Annotated in this window: 11 protein-coding genes; 9 read left to right on the top strand and 2 right to left on the bottom strand. The window is 52.2% G+C overall.

Annotation, left to right across the window (positions count from 1 at the left end; genetic code table 11):
• Nucleotide 1: 1 nt before the first annotated feature.
• The 8 genes from HMPREF0673_RS09360 to HMPREF0673_RS09325 are packed head-to-tail and all read left to right on the top strand — an operon-like array spanning nucleotide 2 to nucleotide 10,378.
• On the top strand, nucleotides 2–1,231 hold the full coding sequence (locus tag HMPREF0673_RS09360) for a HEAT repeat domain-containing protein (protein WP_040596726.1): 1,230 nt from the start codon (nucleotides 2–4) through the stop codon (nucleotides 1,229–1,231).
• A 4-nt stretch (nucleotides 1,232–1,235) separates the two neighbouring features.
• A complete protein-coding gene (locus HMPREF0673_RS09355) occupies nucleotides 1,236–2,717 on the top strand; it encodes a glycosyltransferase family 2 protein (protein ID WP_007901394.1) in 1,482 nt (493 codons plus the stop codon).
• A gap of 5 nt (nucleotides 2,718–2,722) precedes the next feature.
• Nucleotides 2,723–5,506, top strand: coding sequence for a tetratricopeptide repeat protein (locus HMPREF0673_RS09350; RefSeq protein WP_007901393.1), 2,784 nt, complete (start codon nucleotides 2,723–2,725; stop codon nucleotides 5,504–5,506).
• Nucleotides 5,487–6,794 carry a DUF4838 domain-containing protein gene (locus HMPREF0673_RS09345; protein ID WP_172633653.1) on the top strand — a complete coding sequence of 436 codons (1,308 nt, stop codon included), beginning with the start codon at nucleotides 5,487–5,489 and terminating at the stop codon, nucleotides 6,792–6,794. The genes HMPREF0673_RS09350 and HMPREF0673_RS09345 overlap by 20 nt, the downstream gene beginning before the upstream one ends.
• Complete coding sequence (locus HMPREF0673_RS13450; RefSeq protein ID WP_007901391.1) at nucleotides 6,785–7,366, top strand: DUF1573 domain-containing protein; 582 nt, start codon at nucleotides 6,785–6,787, stop codon at nucleotides 7,364–7,366. Before HMPREF0673_RS09345 ends, HMPREF0673_RS13450 begins: the two co-directional genes overlap by 10 nt.
• A 43-nt stretch (nucleotides 7,367–7,409) precedes the next feature.
• Nucleotides 7,410–7,874, top strand: a complete 465-nt coding sequence (locus tag HMPREF0673_RS09335) for a response regulator (protein ID WP_007901388.1) — start codon at nucleotides 7,410–7,412, stop codon at nucleotides 7,872–7,874.
• Entirely contained in the window at nucleotides 7,871–9,226 is a 1,356-nt protein-coding gene (locus HMPREF0673_RS09330) for a sensor histidine kinase (protein ID WP_007901385.1), read from the top strand. Before HMPREF0673_RS09335 ends, HMPREF0673_RS09330 begins: the two co-directional genes overlap by 4 nt.
• Before the next feature lie 42 nt (nucleotides 9,227–9,268).
• Nucleotides 9,269–10,378: a hypothetical protein gene (locus tag HMPREF0673_RS09325; protein WP_007901381.1), complete on the top strand. Its 1,110-nt coding sequence runs from the start codon at nucleotides 9,269–9,271 to the stop codon at nucleotides 10,376–10,378.
• A gap of 69 nt (nucleotides 10,379–10,447) precedes the next feature.
• Here the strand turns inward: HMPREF0673_RS09325 and HMPREF0673_RS09320 are convergent, their stop codons facing one another.
• Both HMPREF0673_RS09320 and HMPREF0673_RS09315 read right to left on the bottom strand, forming a co-directional pair.
• Nucleotides 10,448–10,807, bottom strand: coding sequence for a hypothetical protein (locus tag HMPREF0673_RS09320; RefSeq protein ID WP_007901375.1), 360 nt, complete (start codon nucleotides 10,805–10,807; stop codon nucleotides 10,448–10,450).
• A 115-nt stretch (nucleotides 10,808–10,922) separates the two neighbouring features.
• On the bottom strand, nucleotides 10,923–12,518 hold the full coding sequence (locus tag HMPREF0673_RS09315; RefSeq protein WP_007901369.1) for an OmpP1/FadL family transporter: 1,596 nt from the start codon (nucleotides 12,516–12,518) through the stop codon (nucleotides 10,923–10,925).
• 682 nt (nucleotides 12,519–13,200) lie between these two features.
• Here HMPREF0673_RS09315 and era point away from each other — a divergent pair.
• Entirely contained in the window at nucleotides 13,201–14,082 is an 882-nt protein-coding gene (gene era / locus HMPREF0673_RS09310; RefSeq protein ID WP_007901363.1) for a GTPase Era, read from the top strand.
• Nucleotides 14,083–14,114: the final 32 nt, after the last annotated feature.

The raw sequence follows: 14,114 nt of genomic DNA, 5'->3' as shown, positions 1-14,114 counted from the left end.
ATTGATAAGCAATCTCCTGACAGCTGGATACCAGTATCCTGATGGACACTCGGTAGACTTTTACGGAGTGGAAGTGATTCAGTTCTACGTGCAACGCTTCCTTCTATATTTCTCAGACTATGCAATACACATCCGTGTGTTGTATGGTATGATATTGCTCTGCATACTTACGCTTATCGTACTCTTTGTCCTCTTCTTCTTGAAAATCAGGCGCAACAACCGCGACCGGCGTGCGTTCGAGGCTGCACGCGCCGACCTCTACGATGGCTTCTACCATGTGCTCACCTCCGACACCATGTCCAACTACGAGGATGTGGAGATAGTCTGCAACGCTACGCTCGACAACATCAAGAAGAAGTATCGCCCCGAAATACTCTCCCGACTCATTTCCGAGATTTGTATGGATTTGAGTCGTGAGCTGCCAAGCATACCTAACGCCGAAACACTCTGTGCGCTCACCGGCGTCAAGACTTATTACGAGCGCAATCTTGCCACAGGACATCTCGTATTGCAAACTCTGCAAAACGTGGTGAACATGCACATCTGTGTGAGCGAGGGTCTCCTCGCCGTCTACATCAACCATTACAACGACAACGTGCGGCAAATGGCGCGCATGTGTCACGTCATATCATCACAAGCCGACCCTTACCACTACTTCATCAGCGACCTTGAGAACGAGCATGGCGTGTGGCGTCTGATGATGCTCCACCGCCTCTTTGCATGGCTTTGGGCTAACGACCGGCAGATGCCGCAGTTCCTCATACTCACCGAGAATATAGAGAACGAGGAGTCGGTGCGCTTTCTGATTGAAGAGGTGGCTTACTGGGGCAGCGAGCGCGAGAAGGCAGCGCTGCATACGCTCTTCCTCTCGCCCAACTACACCTACCGCACAGCGGCACTGCACGCTGTAGCACTTCTGCACGATGCGTCGCAAGAGCAGGCAGCACTCGACTCCTACGACCAGCAACCCGAGTCGGTGCGCCGGGAAGTGCTGCGCGTGCTGGCAGCTATCAACTCGGGTAAGCACGTCGACTTCTTCGTGCACGCCTATCGCACATCATCGTCGAAGGAGACACGCGAGGTGGCACTCGCCTGCCTCTACTCCTACGGCAGTGCCGGAAGGTACGCCTTCGAGGAGTTGCGTGGCGAAGTGCTTGAGAGCAAGACCGACCGTGTGCTGCTCGACCAGATTGACGCAATGGCTATTATCAACCAAATGAGGATGCTTTAAAACTATGTGGGAGTTCTTACTATATTTCTTTGGCTATACCATCCTGGCATACTCAATGCTGCTCATCGCAACGTATGTCATGCTACTCGTCTTCGCCTACCGCTATAGCACGGGCTATAAGCGTTGGTCGGACGACTATATACGCAACATGGTGCAGAGCGCACCCTACGTGCCGAGCATCTCTATCGTGGCTCCTGCCTACAACGAGGAGAAGACCATCGTCGACAACGTGCGCTCGCTGCTCAATATGGACTATCCGAAGTTCGAGGTGTGCATCGTCAACGACGGCAGTAAGGACAAGACCCTTGAGCTGCTCATCAATACCTTCGAACTCGTGGAGGTGCCGTTCGACTACGTGCAGAAGGTGCATAGCGCGCCATTCAAGCGTCTGCTCCGCTCTACCAACCCCGACTACGCCAAGCTCGTAGTGGTGGACAAGGTGAACGGCGGAACAAAAGCCGATGCCGTGAACGCCGGACTGAACGTAATCTCTACGCCGTATTTCATCAACACCGACGTAGACTGCATTCTCTCGAAAGATGCCATGTATCAGTGTATCTTCCCCGTCATCATGGACGAGACGATCATCGCCGTGTCTGGCACGATGTCCATGAGCAACGGCTCGACGCTGCACGACGGCAAGCTCGTCGATATACGTCCGTCGAGTCGCCCCGTACCGCTCTTCCAGGACTTGGAGTACAAACGCTCGTTCCTCGTCGGCAAGATGGGATGGAGCAAGATCAACGCCATGAACAACGTGTCGGGCGGTTACGGGCTCTTCTCTACAGAGGTGGTCATCAACGCCGGCGGCTACAGCAGCTCGTCGTTCGCCGAGGATATGGACATGATTACGCGAATGATAGCCTACTGCTGCGACTTCAACCGCAAGTATCGTGTGGTGCAAATCCCGCACACGTGCTGCTGGACCGAGGGTCCGTCGACCTTGCACATGCTCTATCGCCAGCGCACACGTTGGGGACGCGGACTGATACAGACCATGTGGGAGCACCGCCGCCTGCTCTTCAACCCGAAGTATAAGCGTCTCGGACTCATCACGATGTCCTACACGTTCCTCTTCGAGTTCCTCGCACCGATTATAGAGTTCTTCGGAACCATTATGATAGTGTACCTCACCTTCACGGGCGGTGTCAACTGGAGCACGTTCTTCGTCACATACTTCGCCATATACGTCTTCAGCTTCATGCTCTCGGCGTTCGTGGTGTTCTACGACTATCTGCTCGGCTGCTCCTACACCAGCGTGCGCAGCTATCTGAAGTTGCTGTTGGCGGCAGCTCTGGAGCCTATCGTCTACCACCCGATAATCGTGGTGTGCTCGTTAGTGGGCTACTTCAAGTACATAACACGCCAGAAAGCCGTGTGGTGTTCTATGGAGCGAACCGGTGTGAAGCACGCTACTGTGCCTGCAGGCGGCAGTCAGCCAGCCCAACAGTCGGCACCGCAGCCAAATGCAAACCAATCGAACTGATTATTATGAGATACAAAATACTTACCATAGCAATACTCTTCTCGGCAGTTCTGACCTCTACGGCGCAGAACACGCAGAACCGCGAACATCTCAGTCGTAAGTACACGCCTGCCAAGGAGGGTCTGCCTGCCTACTACGAGCAGCAGGCACGCGCTCTGTTCAAGAGCGGGAAGTGGGCTGAAGGACGCAAGATGGTGGAGGAGGGCTACGACAAGTACGGCTCGCTCTCTGCCTACAACGAACTGTTGGGCACCTATTGGTACCACTTCAAGGATTACGACAAGGCACGCTTCTACTTCATACGTTCTATAAAAGACGACAACGGCAACCTGCAGTCGAAGACAATGCTCATGCGATTGGAGGAACTGACGAAGCACTATAGCACGGCGATTGTCTACTGCAACGAACTCTTGGAGGCTGCGCCCTACGACTTCACGCTTTGGAAGAAGAAAATAGAACTCTACCGACTCGACGGAAACACCGTGGAAGCAACACGTCTGCTGCAACGACTCGCCGAGATATACCCCGAAAGAGTGGAGGTGAAGAAGGAGATGGCGTGGGACTATGACCAACGCTATCGCAAGCTGGTCAAGACAAACAACCTCGTAGGACAGGAGGAAGCACTGCGCAAACTGATCGAAATATCCCCCAGGAACGCCGAATACCAAATGGCACTCTGCAATCTGCTGCTGAAGACAGGACGCTTGGAGCAAGCTGCCGACCAGGCAGGACACGCCGCAACGCAGGTGAAGCAGCCACTGCCGTTCGTCGAGAAGAAGGCAAGCATACTCGGCGATATGACCCGCTACAGCGAAGCGTTGTCGTATATCAGCATGTCGGAGCGCACACTCTCGGGCGTGCGAGGCGCACAAATCAATCGGCTGAAGACCAAACTGGAGGAGGAACGAGCACGCTATGCGGCTCAGAACGATCCATACACCGCATACGCACGCCTCTACGAGAAGAACCATTCGGAGGAAGCACTCACCTATCTGCTCAATACGTCGATGAGCCGAGGCTACCTCGACGATGCGCTGATGTACATCCGCGAGGCTCGCCGTCGACGTGGCGACACGCAAAACCTGCTCTTCCGCGAGTACACCGTGCAACGTCGATTGGGCAACAAGCGTGCTGCCATTGTGCTGTTAGAGCGTATTCACACCATGTACCCGAGCAATCAGGAGGTGAGCGAAGAGCTCTGTGCTATACGCTTGGAGGAGGTGCGCCGACAGATGGATCTGAACAAGTACGAGGAGGTGATACCGATGCTGGAGAAGTTGCAGACATTCAGTGTCGACCAAGAGACAAAGACCGCCATCGAACGTCGTCTCCTCACATGCTACATACAAACCGGTAAACGACAGAAGGCACTCAACCAGTTAGAGAAGTCCTACAGCGACCCTGCGAAGCGTGCGGCTATGTACGAGGAAATCGTGACACCGTATATCAAACAGCTCATGGCTGAGGGCAGACTGCGCCAGGCTGAGGCGGAGATAATAAAGGTGCTGAACAACGAGAACCCCTCTTCCGACATCCTGCGCATGGGCATAACCACTGCGCTACTGCTGAAGAAGAACAACGATGCTGTGACGCTTGTGGAGTGGGGACGCAAACGCTATCCCACCGACCCGTTCTTTGTGCTGAAGGAAGCGCAACTGAAGGCAGGCGTAGGCGACTACGAAGCAGCACTGCAGCGGCTGCGTCCGATGGTAGACGAGTACATCGGCGACTCGGTCGTTGTCGGTGCGTACGCAGGATGTTGCGAGGCGTTTGCCATGAAATACATGGAGGAGAAACGCTATGATGAAGCCATGCAGCTCATAGACGAAGCCATGGTCTACTATCCCAATAATAAGCAGCTCATACTCGCTAAAGCTACTATATACGAGAAGCAGAAAGAGTGGAAGAAAGCCATTGAGCAGTATCAGCTATATCATCCTTCGCCCTACGAGCTCGGCGAGTACAACAATCGTATGACAATGCTCAGACGACGTGCCATGTACAACGCTGTGGTCATCGACTACCAGCGAGCACGTCCGGCAAAGGAAGACAACATCAGCTCGAAGGCATTCCTTTCATACTCACGCTACGCTAAGCGCAACGCCTACACCGTCGGCGTGGGATATGCCGGTCGCGACGGTGCAACGAAGGCGGCTAACGGAGACGACGAAGGTGGAAGTGGAGTGCAGTTGAGCGGCGAGTGGGAACACGAGTGGGACGACAAGCTAAGCACAACAGCAATAGTTAGTTGGGCAAACAAGTTCTTCCCGAAAATACGTGCCGAGCTCAACGGCACCTACTTGCTGCCATACGAACTGACTGCAAAGGGCAGCTTGTCGTATCGACTCATCGGTGGCGACAAGAACACATCGCTATTGAGCTTAGGCGTGGGTGCTACAAAGCCTGTCAACATCTTTGAGGTTGGAGCCGACTTGCGCACGTTTATAATGCTTGGCGAGAAGTCAGCCAGCTTCAACGGGCACTTCTTTGTCAACGGCAGCGTGATAGCCAAGTGCTATCCCATCGAGGGAAGCAAGACAAACCTGTTCCTGACGGGCAGTGTGGGTAACGCACCGGAAGTGTCGCTCATCGACAATTCGATGCCGATAAGGTTCAGTCAGCTCAACACGATGCTCGGCTTGGGTGGTGTCTACTCGCTCAATGCGACGCTCGATTTCGGACTCTCAGGTCAGTGGTACACCATGTCGGTGAAGTCGGACGATGCAACTGGTGTTAACAACAGTAAGAACTATCTATATCTGAATGCAAATGTTACAATCCATTTCTAAGTCATTGGCGGCACTCGTCGTGGGCGTTGTGCTCGGTGGGTGCCATAGCAATGCGCAGACAGCGCAGAGCGCAGACCCCCTGTCCGAATATCACGGGTTGTACACACCTTCCAACACGGAGGAGTTTCAGACATCCATGCACACCAATCATCCCGATTACGACTGGGGAGTGTGGGGGCATAACCTCGCAAAGCTCGTCAAGGACGAAGCCACAGACGATATGTACGCCATCGTCGACGGCAAGCGCAGCAGCAAGCAGTTCTGCTTCTCCAGCCAGTCACTATATAATAAGGTACGCGAATACGTACTCGATCAGTACGGTTGGGGCACTGCCGACTACAGTGAGCGCATCAGCATAATGCCTATGGACAACAAGACGGTGTGCACCTGCAACGATTGTACAGCCCGAGGCAACACCTCCACCAACGCAACACCTGCCGTTACGGCGTTCGTGGAGCGTTTGGCAGAGGAGTTTCCGCGCCATAAGTTCTTTACGTCGGCTTATCACACAACCAATACGCCGCCCACAACGTCGCTTGCAGCCAACGTCGGAACGTTCGTGTCGAGCATAAAGCTGCCTATGAGGGTCGACTTCACAAAGACGGAGGGCTACAACGAGTTCGTGCAGAACGTGAAGGCATGGCGCAAGCAGTGCTCACGCATTTACGTGTGGGACTACGAGCGCAACTACGACGACTATCTGTCGCCCTTCCCCTGCCTGCTTGCTATGCAGGCACGCTTCAGGCTCTATCGCGACTTGGGCGTGCAGGGCGTGTTCGTCAATGGTAGTGGCGACGACTACTCGGCGTTCGACGATATGCAGACCTATGTCCTCGCACTCCTCTTGGACAATCCGGACACCGATGTGCACGAGTCGATAGCACGCTACTACCGCGAGCACTATCCGCAAACCGCCGATCTGCTCACCACATACTACTGGGGACTGGAGCAACGCGCCCAGTCGACCAACCATCTGCTGCCGCTCTATGGCTCTATGCAGGAGATGTGCGAGTCGTATCTCGATGTGAAGGAGTTTGTCAGCTTCCGTAGCCAGCTCGACAAAGCAAGCAAGCTTACTGTGGGCGACGAGCGCAAACGCCTCAACGCACTGCTCACCGCCCTCGCCTATACGCAGCTTGAGATGTACCGCACCGGACTGCTCGCAAAGGACGAGGAGACGATTGGCGAGATGCGCGAGATACTGAAGGGACATAGCGAACTGAAAGGCATGAACAACCGCGACGAGTCGGGACACTCTATAGACGATTATCTGAAGAAATGGGAATAAACATAAGACATATAAAAGCCGTTCGGCGCACAGCCCTGCGCTCCGCGTTCGGCATACTGCTCTTTGTGGCTCTGGGATTAGTGGGCAGCAGCACGCTCACGTCGTGCCACAAGCGGCTCGCACTGACCATCGTAGAAGTGGAGGACTCCGTGCGCCACTATCCCTCTGTAGTGCTCGGCGACGAACTCACGATGGTGTACGTGCTGCGCAACACGGGCGACGAGATGCTGGTGATAACCGATATACAACCGGCTTGCCCCACTATCGAGTCGGCTGCGGAGAACGTAACGACGATACCGCCAGGCGAGGAGGTGCCGATGAAATTCGTCTACCACGCTGACAAGAATATCGGACTGGCACGCCACAGTATACGCCTCTACGGCAATATCGCACCGAAGGGTGTGGCTGAACTCGTGTTCGACACGCATGTAGTGCGCCCATCGATCGACCTGTCCGACCACGAGGAGTATCACCAGAAGGAGCTGCGCTCTGTAGGCGAACACCTCCTCGACGGACGCTATAGCGAGAAGGGATACTATACGGATGACCATCCGTCAAGAGAAGAAGAATAAGAATAAAAATAAAATAATAAAACAACTATAACACGTAATAATTATGAAAGAGATTGCAGGTGTTTGCTCCAATACATTCAAAATCCTTATTGTCGACGACATACCATTAAACTTGCTTTTGCTCGACAAGATGCTTAAGCCGTTCGAGTTCCAACTGGTGAAAGCTTCCAACGGACGCGAGGCACTGCATGCCATACAAGAGCGTTTGGGCACCCCAGAGGAAATAGACCTCGCCATAGTCGACCTTATGATGCCCGACATCGACGGCTACAAGGTGATAGAGGTGCTGCGCAACGGTTCTAACGACGGCGAGTTTAACATTCCGGCGCATAGCAAGGAGAAACTGCCGATAGTGATACTCTCGGGCATGAACTTCAGCGAGGACATAAAGCGTGGCTTGGAGCTTGGTGCCAACCAGTTCGTTACAAAGCCTGTTGTCATGGCGCAGCTCTACAGCACTATCACCGAAGAATTAACAAAGAAAATACAGGCAGGTAAATGTCAATGACAAATGATTTATATTGGGTGTCGGTGTTGGGCTACATAGTCATTACGCTGACTATCCTCATACGAGAACGCAAGTATATATACCACAACGAAAAGGTGGGACGTGCCTTCATGCCTCTTGTGTGCATCTCCTTGACGTTTTTTGTCGTCGACTTCTTATGGGGGTTGTGCTTGGTGAAGGCTATACGCTCCGATGTCGTCTACTACGCTTCGTCGGCGCTGCTCCACGTCTTGGCTGTCGTCACCACCTTGTCGTGGCTTTGCTATGTGCTGCAATACATAAGGTGTCCGCGCAGGTATCGTTACGTCATTCAATTCGTATCGACTGTTCTACTGCTCTCCGAGGTGGTGTTGGTCATCGCCAACTTCTTCAGTCCGGTTCTGTTCCGCATCGTCGACGGCGAGTACATGCGTTGCAAGTATGCCCTTGCCACATCGTTCAACGTCTACTCGGTGTTTGTGGTGGTGTTGTTAGGCACGCTCTTCACCATGATGCGCAGAGGCATACGTGCTAATGGCTGCACAAGGTGCAAGGCAGTGTTGTTCTCTTCGCTCATACCGCTACTGCCGGGCATCATGAATGTGAAGTATTTCGCATCGCCCTTCTTCAGTATGGGCTTCATGTTGTCGGTGCTGATACTGTACGTGTTTGTTGTTACAGCTGCTCGTGAGAAGCTTTATCAAAGCAAGACGAAGTTTCTGCAGAACATGAGTCACGAGATACGTACATCGCTCAATATGGTGTATGGTTTCGCGCAGTTGCTCGGTATGCCCGAGGGGTCGTGGACTGATGAGGAGCGCGAGAAGTACAACACCTACATCAACGACAATTATCGTATGCTCGACCTGCTGCTCAACGACCTCATCGAGTACACGCAGACCAACCAAAAGACGTTCGGCGTGAGCTGCGAGCCGGTTGATGTGGCAAAGATATGCGATAGCACGCTGCAGTCGCTACAGTTCGCGCAGTCGAAGTCGAAGCAAGTGCAGTTGCAGAACGAGCTGCCCGACGGCTTCACCATAAAAAGCGACGCACGACGCATACAGCAGATACTGATGCATATGCTCTTCTACGGTGTGCAGTTCGCTTCGAGCGACGAACTGCTGCTGAGTGCCAAGCTCAATGCCGGCGCACTCGAACTCGCAGTAGTAGACCCCAACAACAGTATGTCGGGAATGAAAGAGCCGCCCGTGTACGTTAAGGGTACGCTCTACGACACGGATGTAGACGACCTCGGCGTGCGTATCGAGTTGTGTCGTCGAATGGCACGCCTCTTGGGCGGATGTATATACATCGACACGAAGAGCAAGGACGGTGTGCGCATCGTCTTACAAATGCAGAACATACTATAGTTTTTTATAACATCAATTCTTTAACAATTTAATCAAGCAATTATGAAGAAAGTATTATTACTTATCATGTCTGTCATAATGCTGACAGCATGTTCGTCTGACGACGATGGCGCAGGTGTTAAGAATAATGCGCCCGCAACGCAAGTGTTCGTGATGGGGCAGGAGGTGAAGGCTAACGCGGCAGCCCCCGTTTCCGTCTTGGCAACGTATGCTCCGGCTTATTATTTCATTCGTGTGGACAACCGTATCCCGAACATGGGAGCGTGCAAGCCCAACTATTATTGGCCGCGCACTGTGCGTGGCGGTTCGGTCTTCGCTGAGGGCAACAAGGGCACAGTGAACACCACTTACCCCTACTGGAAGTTCTTCGGTCAGGACGGCATCACCAAGTACGTGTACGACACTACGGGCAAGGCTGTGCAGGCTACCCTCGGCGACGTGCCTTCTTACGCGTCGCTGATGTCTGCCAACCAGGACTGGTCGCTGGATGTTGACGAGATTGACACCAAGGACTTGCACATCATCTGGTATGTGTCTAAGTTCGAGAGCGGCGTTTGGCATGTCGACGGTGTGCTCACATTCAAGAGCGTTGACAACATCACTGATGTGCCGGGCATCAACAAGGATAATAAGTTTGAGGACTCTGCCGAGACTCCTTCGCTGCCTAACGACGGCAAGGGCAACATCGAGGTGAATATACACCAGCAGGAACACAAGACATGGCAGGAGATTAAGACCACGGTTCATGTGCGCGACCTCGTAGACAATGTCGTAGTGGAGATTCCGCTCGAGTACGAGAACATCGCTGAGTCTGACGACTTCGCTATCCGCACTTACGACGTAGAGCTCGACTCGCGCATCTACATCAACGGCACCGAGTATGCTCTTGACAGCACCAACCCCGTGAAGGTGACCATCGAACACCGTGCCGACAAGGCTGTGTTCACAATCGTGTGCAAGGATGCCAAGTATCTGGCTGCGCTGCGCAAGGAGTTTGAGGATGGTGTAACGGTAGAAATCCACACCTATCCGAAGAACCTCACACCGGAGGTGGTATGGGGCAAGCTGAAGAACTCTACGGTGAAGGTGTCGCCTGCCTCATATGAACACCTTATCTTCAAGGGTGCGACGAGTGCGTTGTTCACCGAGTAGGTGCTATAGTATAAAAGCAAAGGCTGGAAGATAAGATAAACGTATCTTCCAGCCTTTGCTGTACAATCTCTATAATAATATATCTCCAGATGGTAGATATTTATTTCTTGATCTGTCAATCTTGAGCTTCCCATTGACCCAAACCTTAATTGTCATCAATGTGTTCTCGTCTTCGCAATTTGCTTCTATTGAAATAATTTTACTTTCCGTCTCGTAAGTTTTTTCAAAATACCTTTTTATGACAAGTCCTGTTTCTCCACTATCTTTAATTCCATAAACTCTAATAGGTTCATCAGAATTCGCTTCTATTTGTACACGAATAGTATTCAAATTAGACTCGTCTTTTGAACATGCATGACATAAAAGAAGGCTGAATAGAAGTATCAGACATACTGATATTTGCTTATATATTATTGTTTTTTTATTCATTGTACAGTAGTGCCTAAGGCATCATTTTTTGCTTTGCTTGTTGTCGAAGTGTTTTTCTAAAAAGTTACGGAGAATATCAACAGTCTCCGTAACTTTTTATTATATTGCTGTTTGCTTAGAATGTGATGTTCACGCCGGCTGCAAACGCGCTGTTGTTACGCGTGTAATCTGAGTTGTATGTGTAAGATTTGCCCGGTGCAAGAGTCACGGTTTCAGAAGTCTTCACGTGGTTGTAGAACGTGTGGAAGTAAGCCACGGAGAAGTCGAGCTTCTTTGTGATGTGGTACACACCGCCCACGCCAACAGAGTTGGAACCTACTACGAACGACTTATCGTCCATGTACTTGTCTGTCAAGCCATAGTTGGTGTTCTGCCAACCGGTGCTGACCGTAATCTTCTTTGTCACGTCGTACTCAACGCCGGCGTTGAACTCCAGTGTGCCGCGCTTCTTGAGTAGCTTGTTGCGGTTGTTGTAAGAAGTGGCGTTATAGTCGTCGAACCAGTGGAAACCCACGTTGATGCGCAGCTCGTCGATAGGGCTGTAGCCCACACCTACGGTGAGCAGCGACGGGATGTCGCCAGCAATCTTCTTGCCGTCAGCGTACTCGCCGATAGCCTTGTTGATCTTCGAGTCGAACTGCTGCTTCAGACCAGCTGTTGTAGCTACGACGGTTGGGTTGTTGAGTACTGCTGTAGAAGTCTGCTCTGCCTTGATCATAGCCTGCTCCTGCGGCAGACCAGCCTGCATGAACTTGGCGGTGAGAACCTTGTTCATCTGGTTCTTCAGATTGTCGTCGAGGTTACCGATAGACGGCAACTGGTTGACCGATTTGTTCTTCAGACGCATACGAGTCTTGAACTCGTACTTAGCCGAGAAGTTCCAGCGTCCGGTCTTGTAGTCGACAGCCAACATTGGTGTGAAGCCGATGCCGCTCTGGTCGCAGCTCAGCTCGATGTTAGCCGAGTTCTCCTTCGATGGGTCGAGCACTTGGTAGAGCGGCATATTGCCCACCTTGATGTCCTCAACATATCCGTAGTAGTTGCAGGTAGCGTAGATGCCGCGCAAGCCGGCGTAAACGCTGAAGTTGTCTGAAACCTTGTATGCAGCACCAGCCGAGAGACCGAAGTAGTACTGACGACCATGCATGTAGCTGTTGAAGCTGTATGAACCCTTCTTGCCGAAAGCCTGGTCGGAGGTGAACATCTCTGCGCCGAGCGCATTGTCGATAGCACCAGCCAAGCCTATAGCACCCATAGCTGTCTCGCCAACGATTTTCTCGAACGAGCCGAGTCCGTTGTCGAATGTACACTTACCGCCACCGCCAGTCAGAGCGAAGTTGCCCTGAAACGACCATCTGCCCTTGTTGTAGGCGTACTGGAAAGACGGGATAACGGGAGCGAAAGCCTTACCCTTGAAATCGCGTGGAGTAGTGGGGTTGTTCACGTTGTTGGTGAACAACTTGTAGTCGTTCTTGATTGTACGTGTCTGGTATGCCATCTGCCAGTTGAGAGCGAGGTGGCTTCCTTCGCCCATAAACACAACACCGGCAGGGTTGTAATACACACCATCAATACCAATAGAAGCCTCGCGGCTCATCATACGATTAAAAGCGACGTGCTGGTTGGTGTTAGTGAGAAGACCACCGGCAAAAGTCGCACTGCTTGAGGCAATCGCTGCTGTCAAGCATACTGTTTTAAACTTGTTTACCATAATTACCTTAAATAATTGGTTGCAAAGTTAGCTGAATTGTTCTAAACTTCGGCTGTATTGTGGTCTATTTTAATAACTATTAACACTTCGTGGTTCAACTTCGCGTGTGCGTATGTTGTATTTTTGGTGCACTTGAGACAAGTGCACCCCCTGAAACAGTTCAACTTCGCGTGTGCGTATGTTATACTTTTGTCACCGCTCGCGTTCGCCGCCCGATCAGATTGCGTTCGGTGTCCGATCAGATTGCGTCCGCCGTCCGATCAGATTGCGTTCGCCGTCCGATCAGATTGCGTTCGGTATCCGATGGCATTTGGTAGGAGGCTACGGCATTCCTGCCGTAGCCATCGCCGATAGTTTCCCATAGTCAGAAGTGGTCATTGGCTGCTATGGCTACGGCAAGAATGCCGTAGCCTCCTACAGAAGTGGTCATTGGCTGCTATGGCTACGGCAGGAATGCCGTAGCCTCCTACGAATGCCCTCCTATGTATCACCAAAATCAATAAAAAACGTTTAAATGCAGATGCAGATACACGTAGTGTAGAAAAAAAAGAGTAACTTTGCAGCATAGTACTATTTATACGTATATATTCATTAACAGCAAATTAAGATCAAGACCAATTCCTTGCGACGCGCTGATGCGCCGTTGGGAGTGTCACCCCTTTTGTTTAAACGTAAAAGAAATATGCACAAAGCAGGATTTGTAAACATAGTGGGCAATCCTAATGTGGGCAAGTCGACGCTGATGAACCAGCTCGTCGGCGAGCGCATCAGCATTGCCACGTTCAAGGCGCAGACCACGCGCCACCGCATCATGGGCATCGTGAATGAGGAGGACGCGCAGATTGTCTTCTCGGACACGCCCGGCGTACTTAAACCGAACTATAAGCTCCAGGAGTCGATGCTCGCATTCTCGGAGTCGGCGTTGCAGGATGCCGACGTGCTGCTCTACGTCACCGACGTAGTGGAGAACCCCGAGAAGAACCAGGACTTCCTCGACAAGGTGAAGCGCATGACTATACCCGTGCTGCTGCTCATCAACAAGATTGACCAGAGCGACCAGAAGACGCTCGGCGACACCGTGGAGCGCTGGCATCAGCTGCTGCCCAACGCCGAGATCCTCCCCATCTCGGCAAAGAACAAGTTCGGTGTCGATATGCTCATGCGCCGCATCAAGGAGCTGCTGCCCGACTCGCCGCCGTTCTTCGATAAGGACCAGCTCACGGACAAGCCCGCACGCTTCTTCGTCTCGGAGATTATCCGCGAGAAGATTCTGCTCTACTACGACAAGGAGATTCCGTACTCGGTGGAGGTGAAGGTGGAGTCGTTCAAGGAGACCGACAAGCACATCGACATACACGCCGTGATATACGTGGAGCGCGACTCGCAGAAGGGCATCATCATCGGACACCAGGGCGTGGCACTGAAGAAGATGTCGACCGAGGCACGCAAGTCGCTCGAGAAGTTCTTCGGCAAGAGCGTATATCTCCACACCTTCGTGAAGGTAGACAAGGACTGGCGTAGCTCGCAACGCGAACTCGACAACTTCGGATATAACCCGGAGTAGGAGTTTTGAATTTTGAGTTTTGAATTTTGAAT

Source organism: Leyella stercorea DSM 18206, from assembly GCF_000235885.1.
GTDB classification, from domain to species: Bacteria; Bacteroidota; Bacteroidia; order Bacteroidales; family Bacteroidaceae; genus Prevotella; species Prevotella stercorea.
The sequence above is the reverse complement of the archived record's forward strand: the minus strand, read 5'-3'. Positions and strand labels throughout refer to the sequence as shown.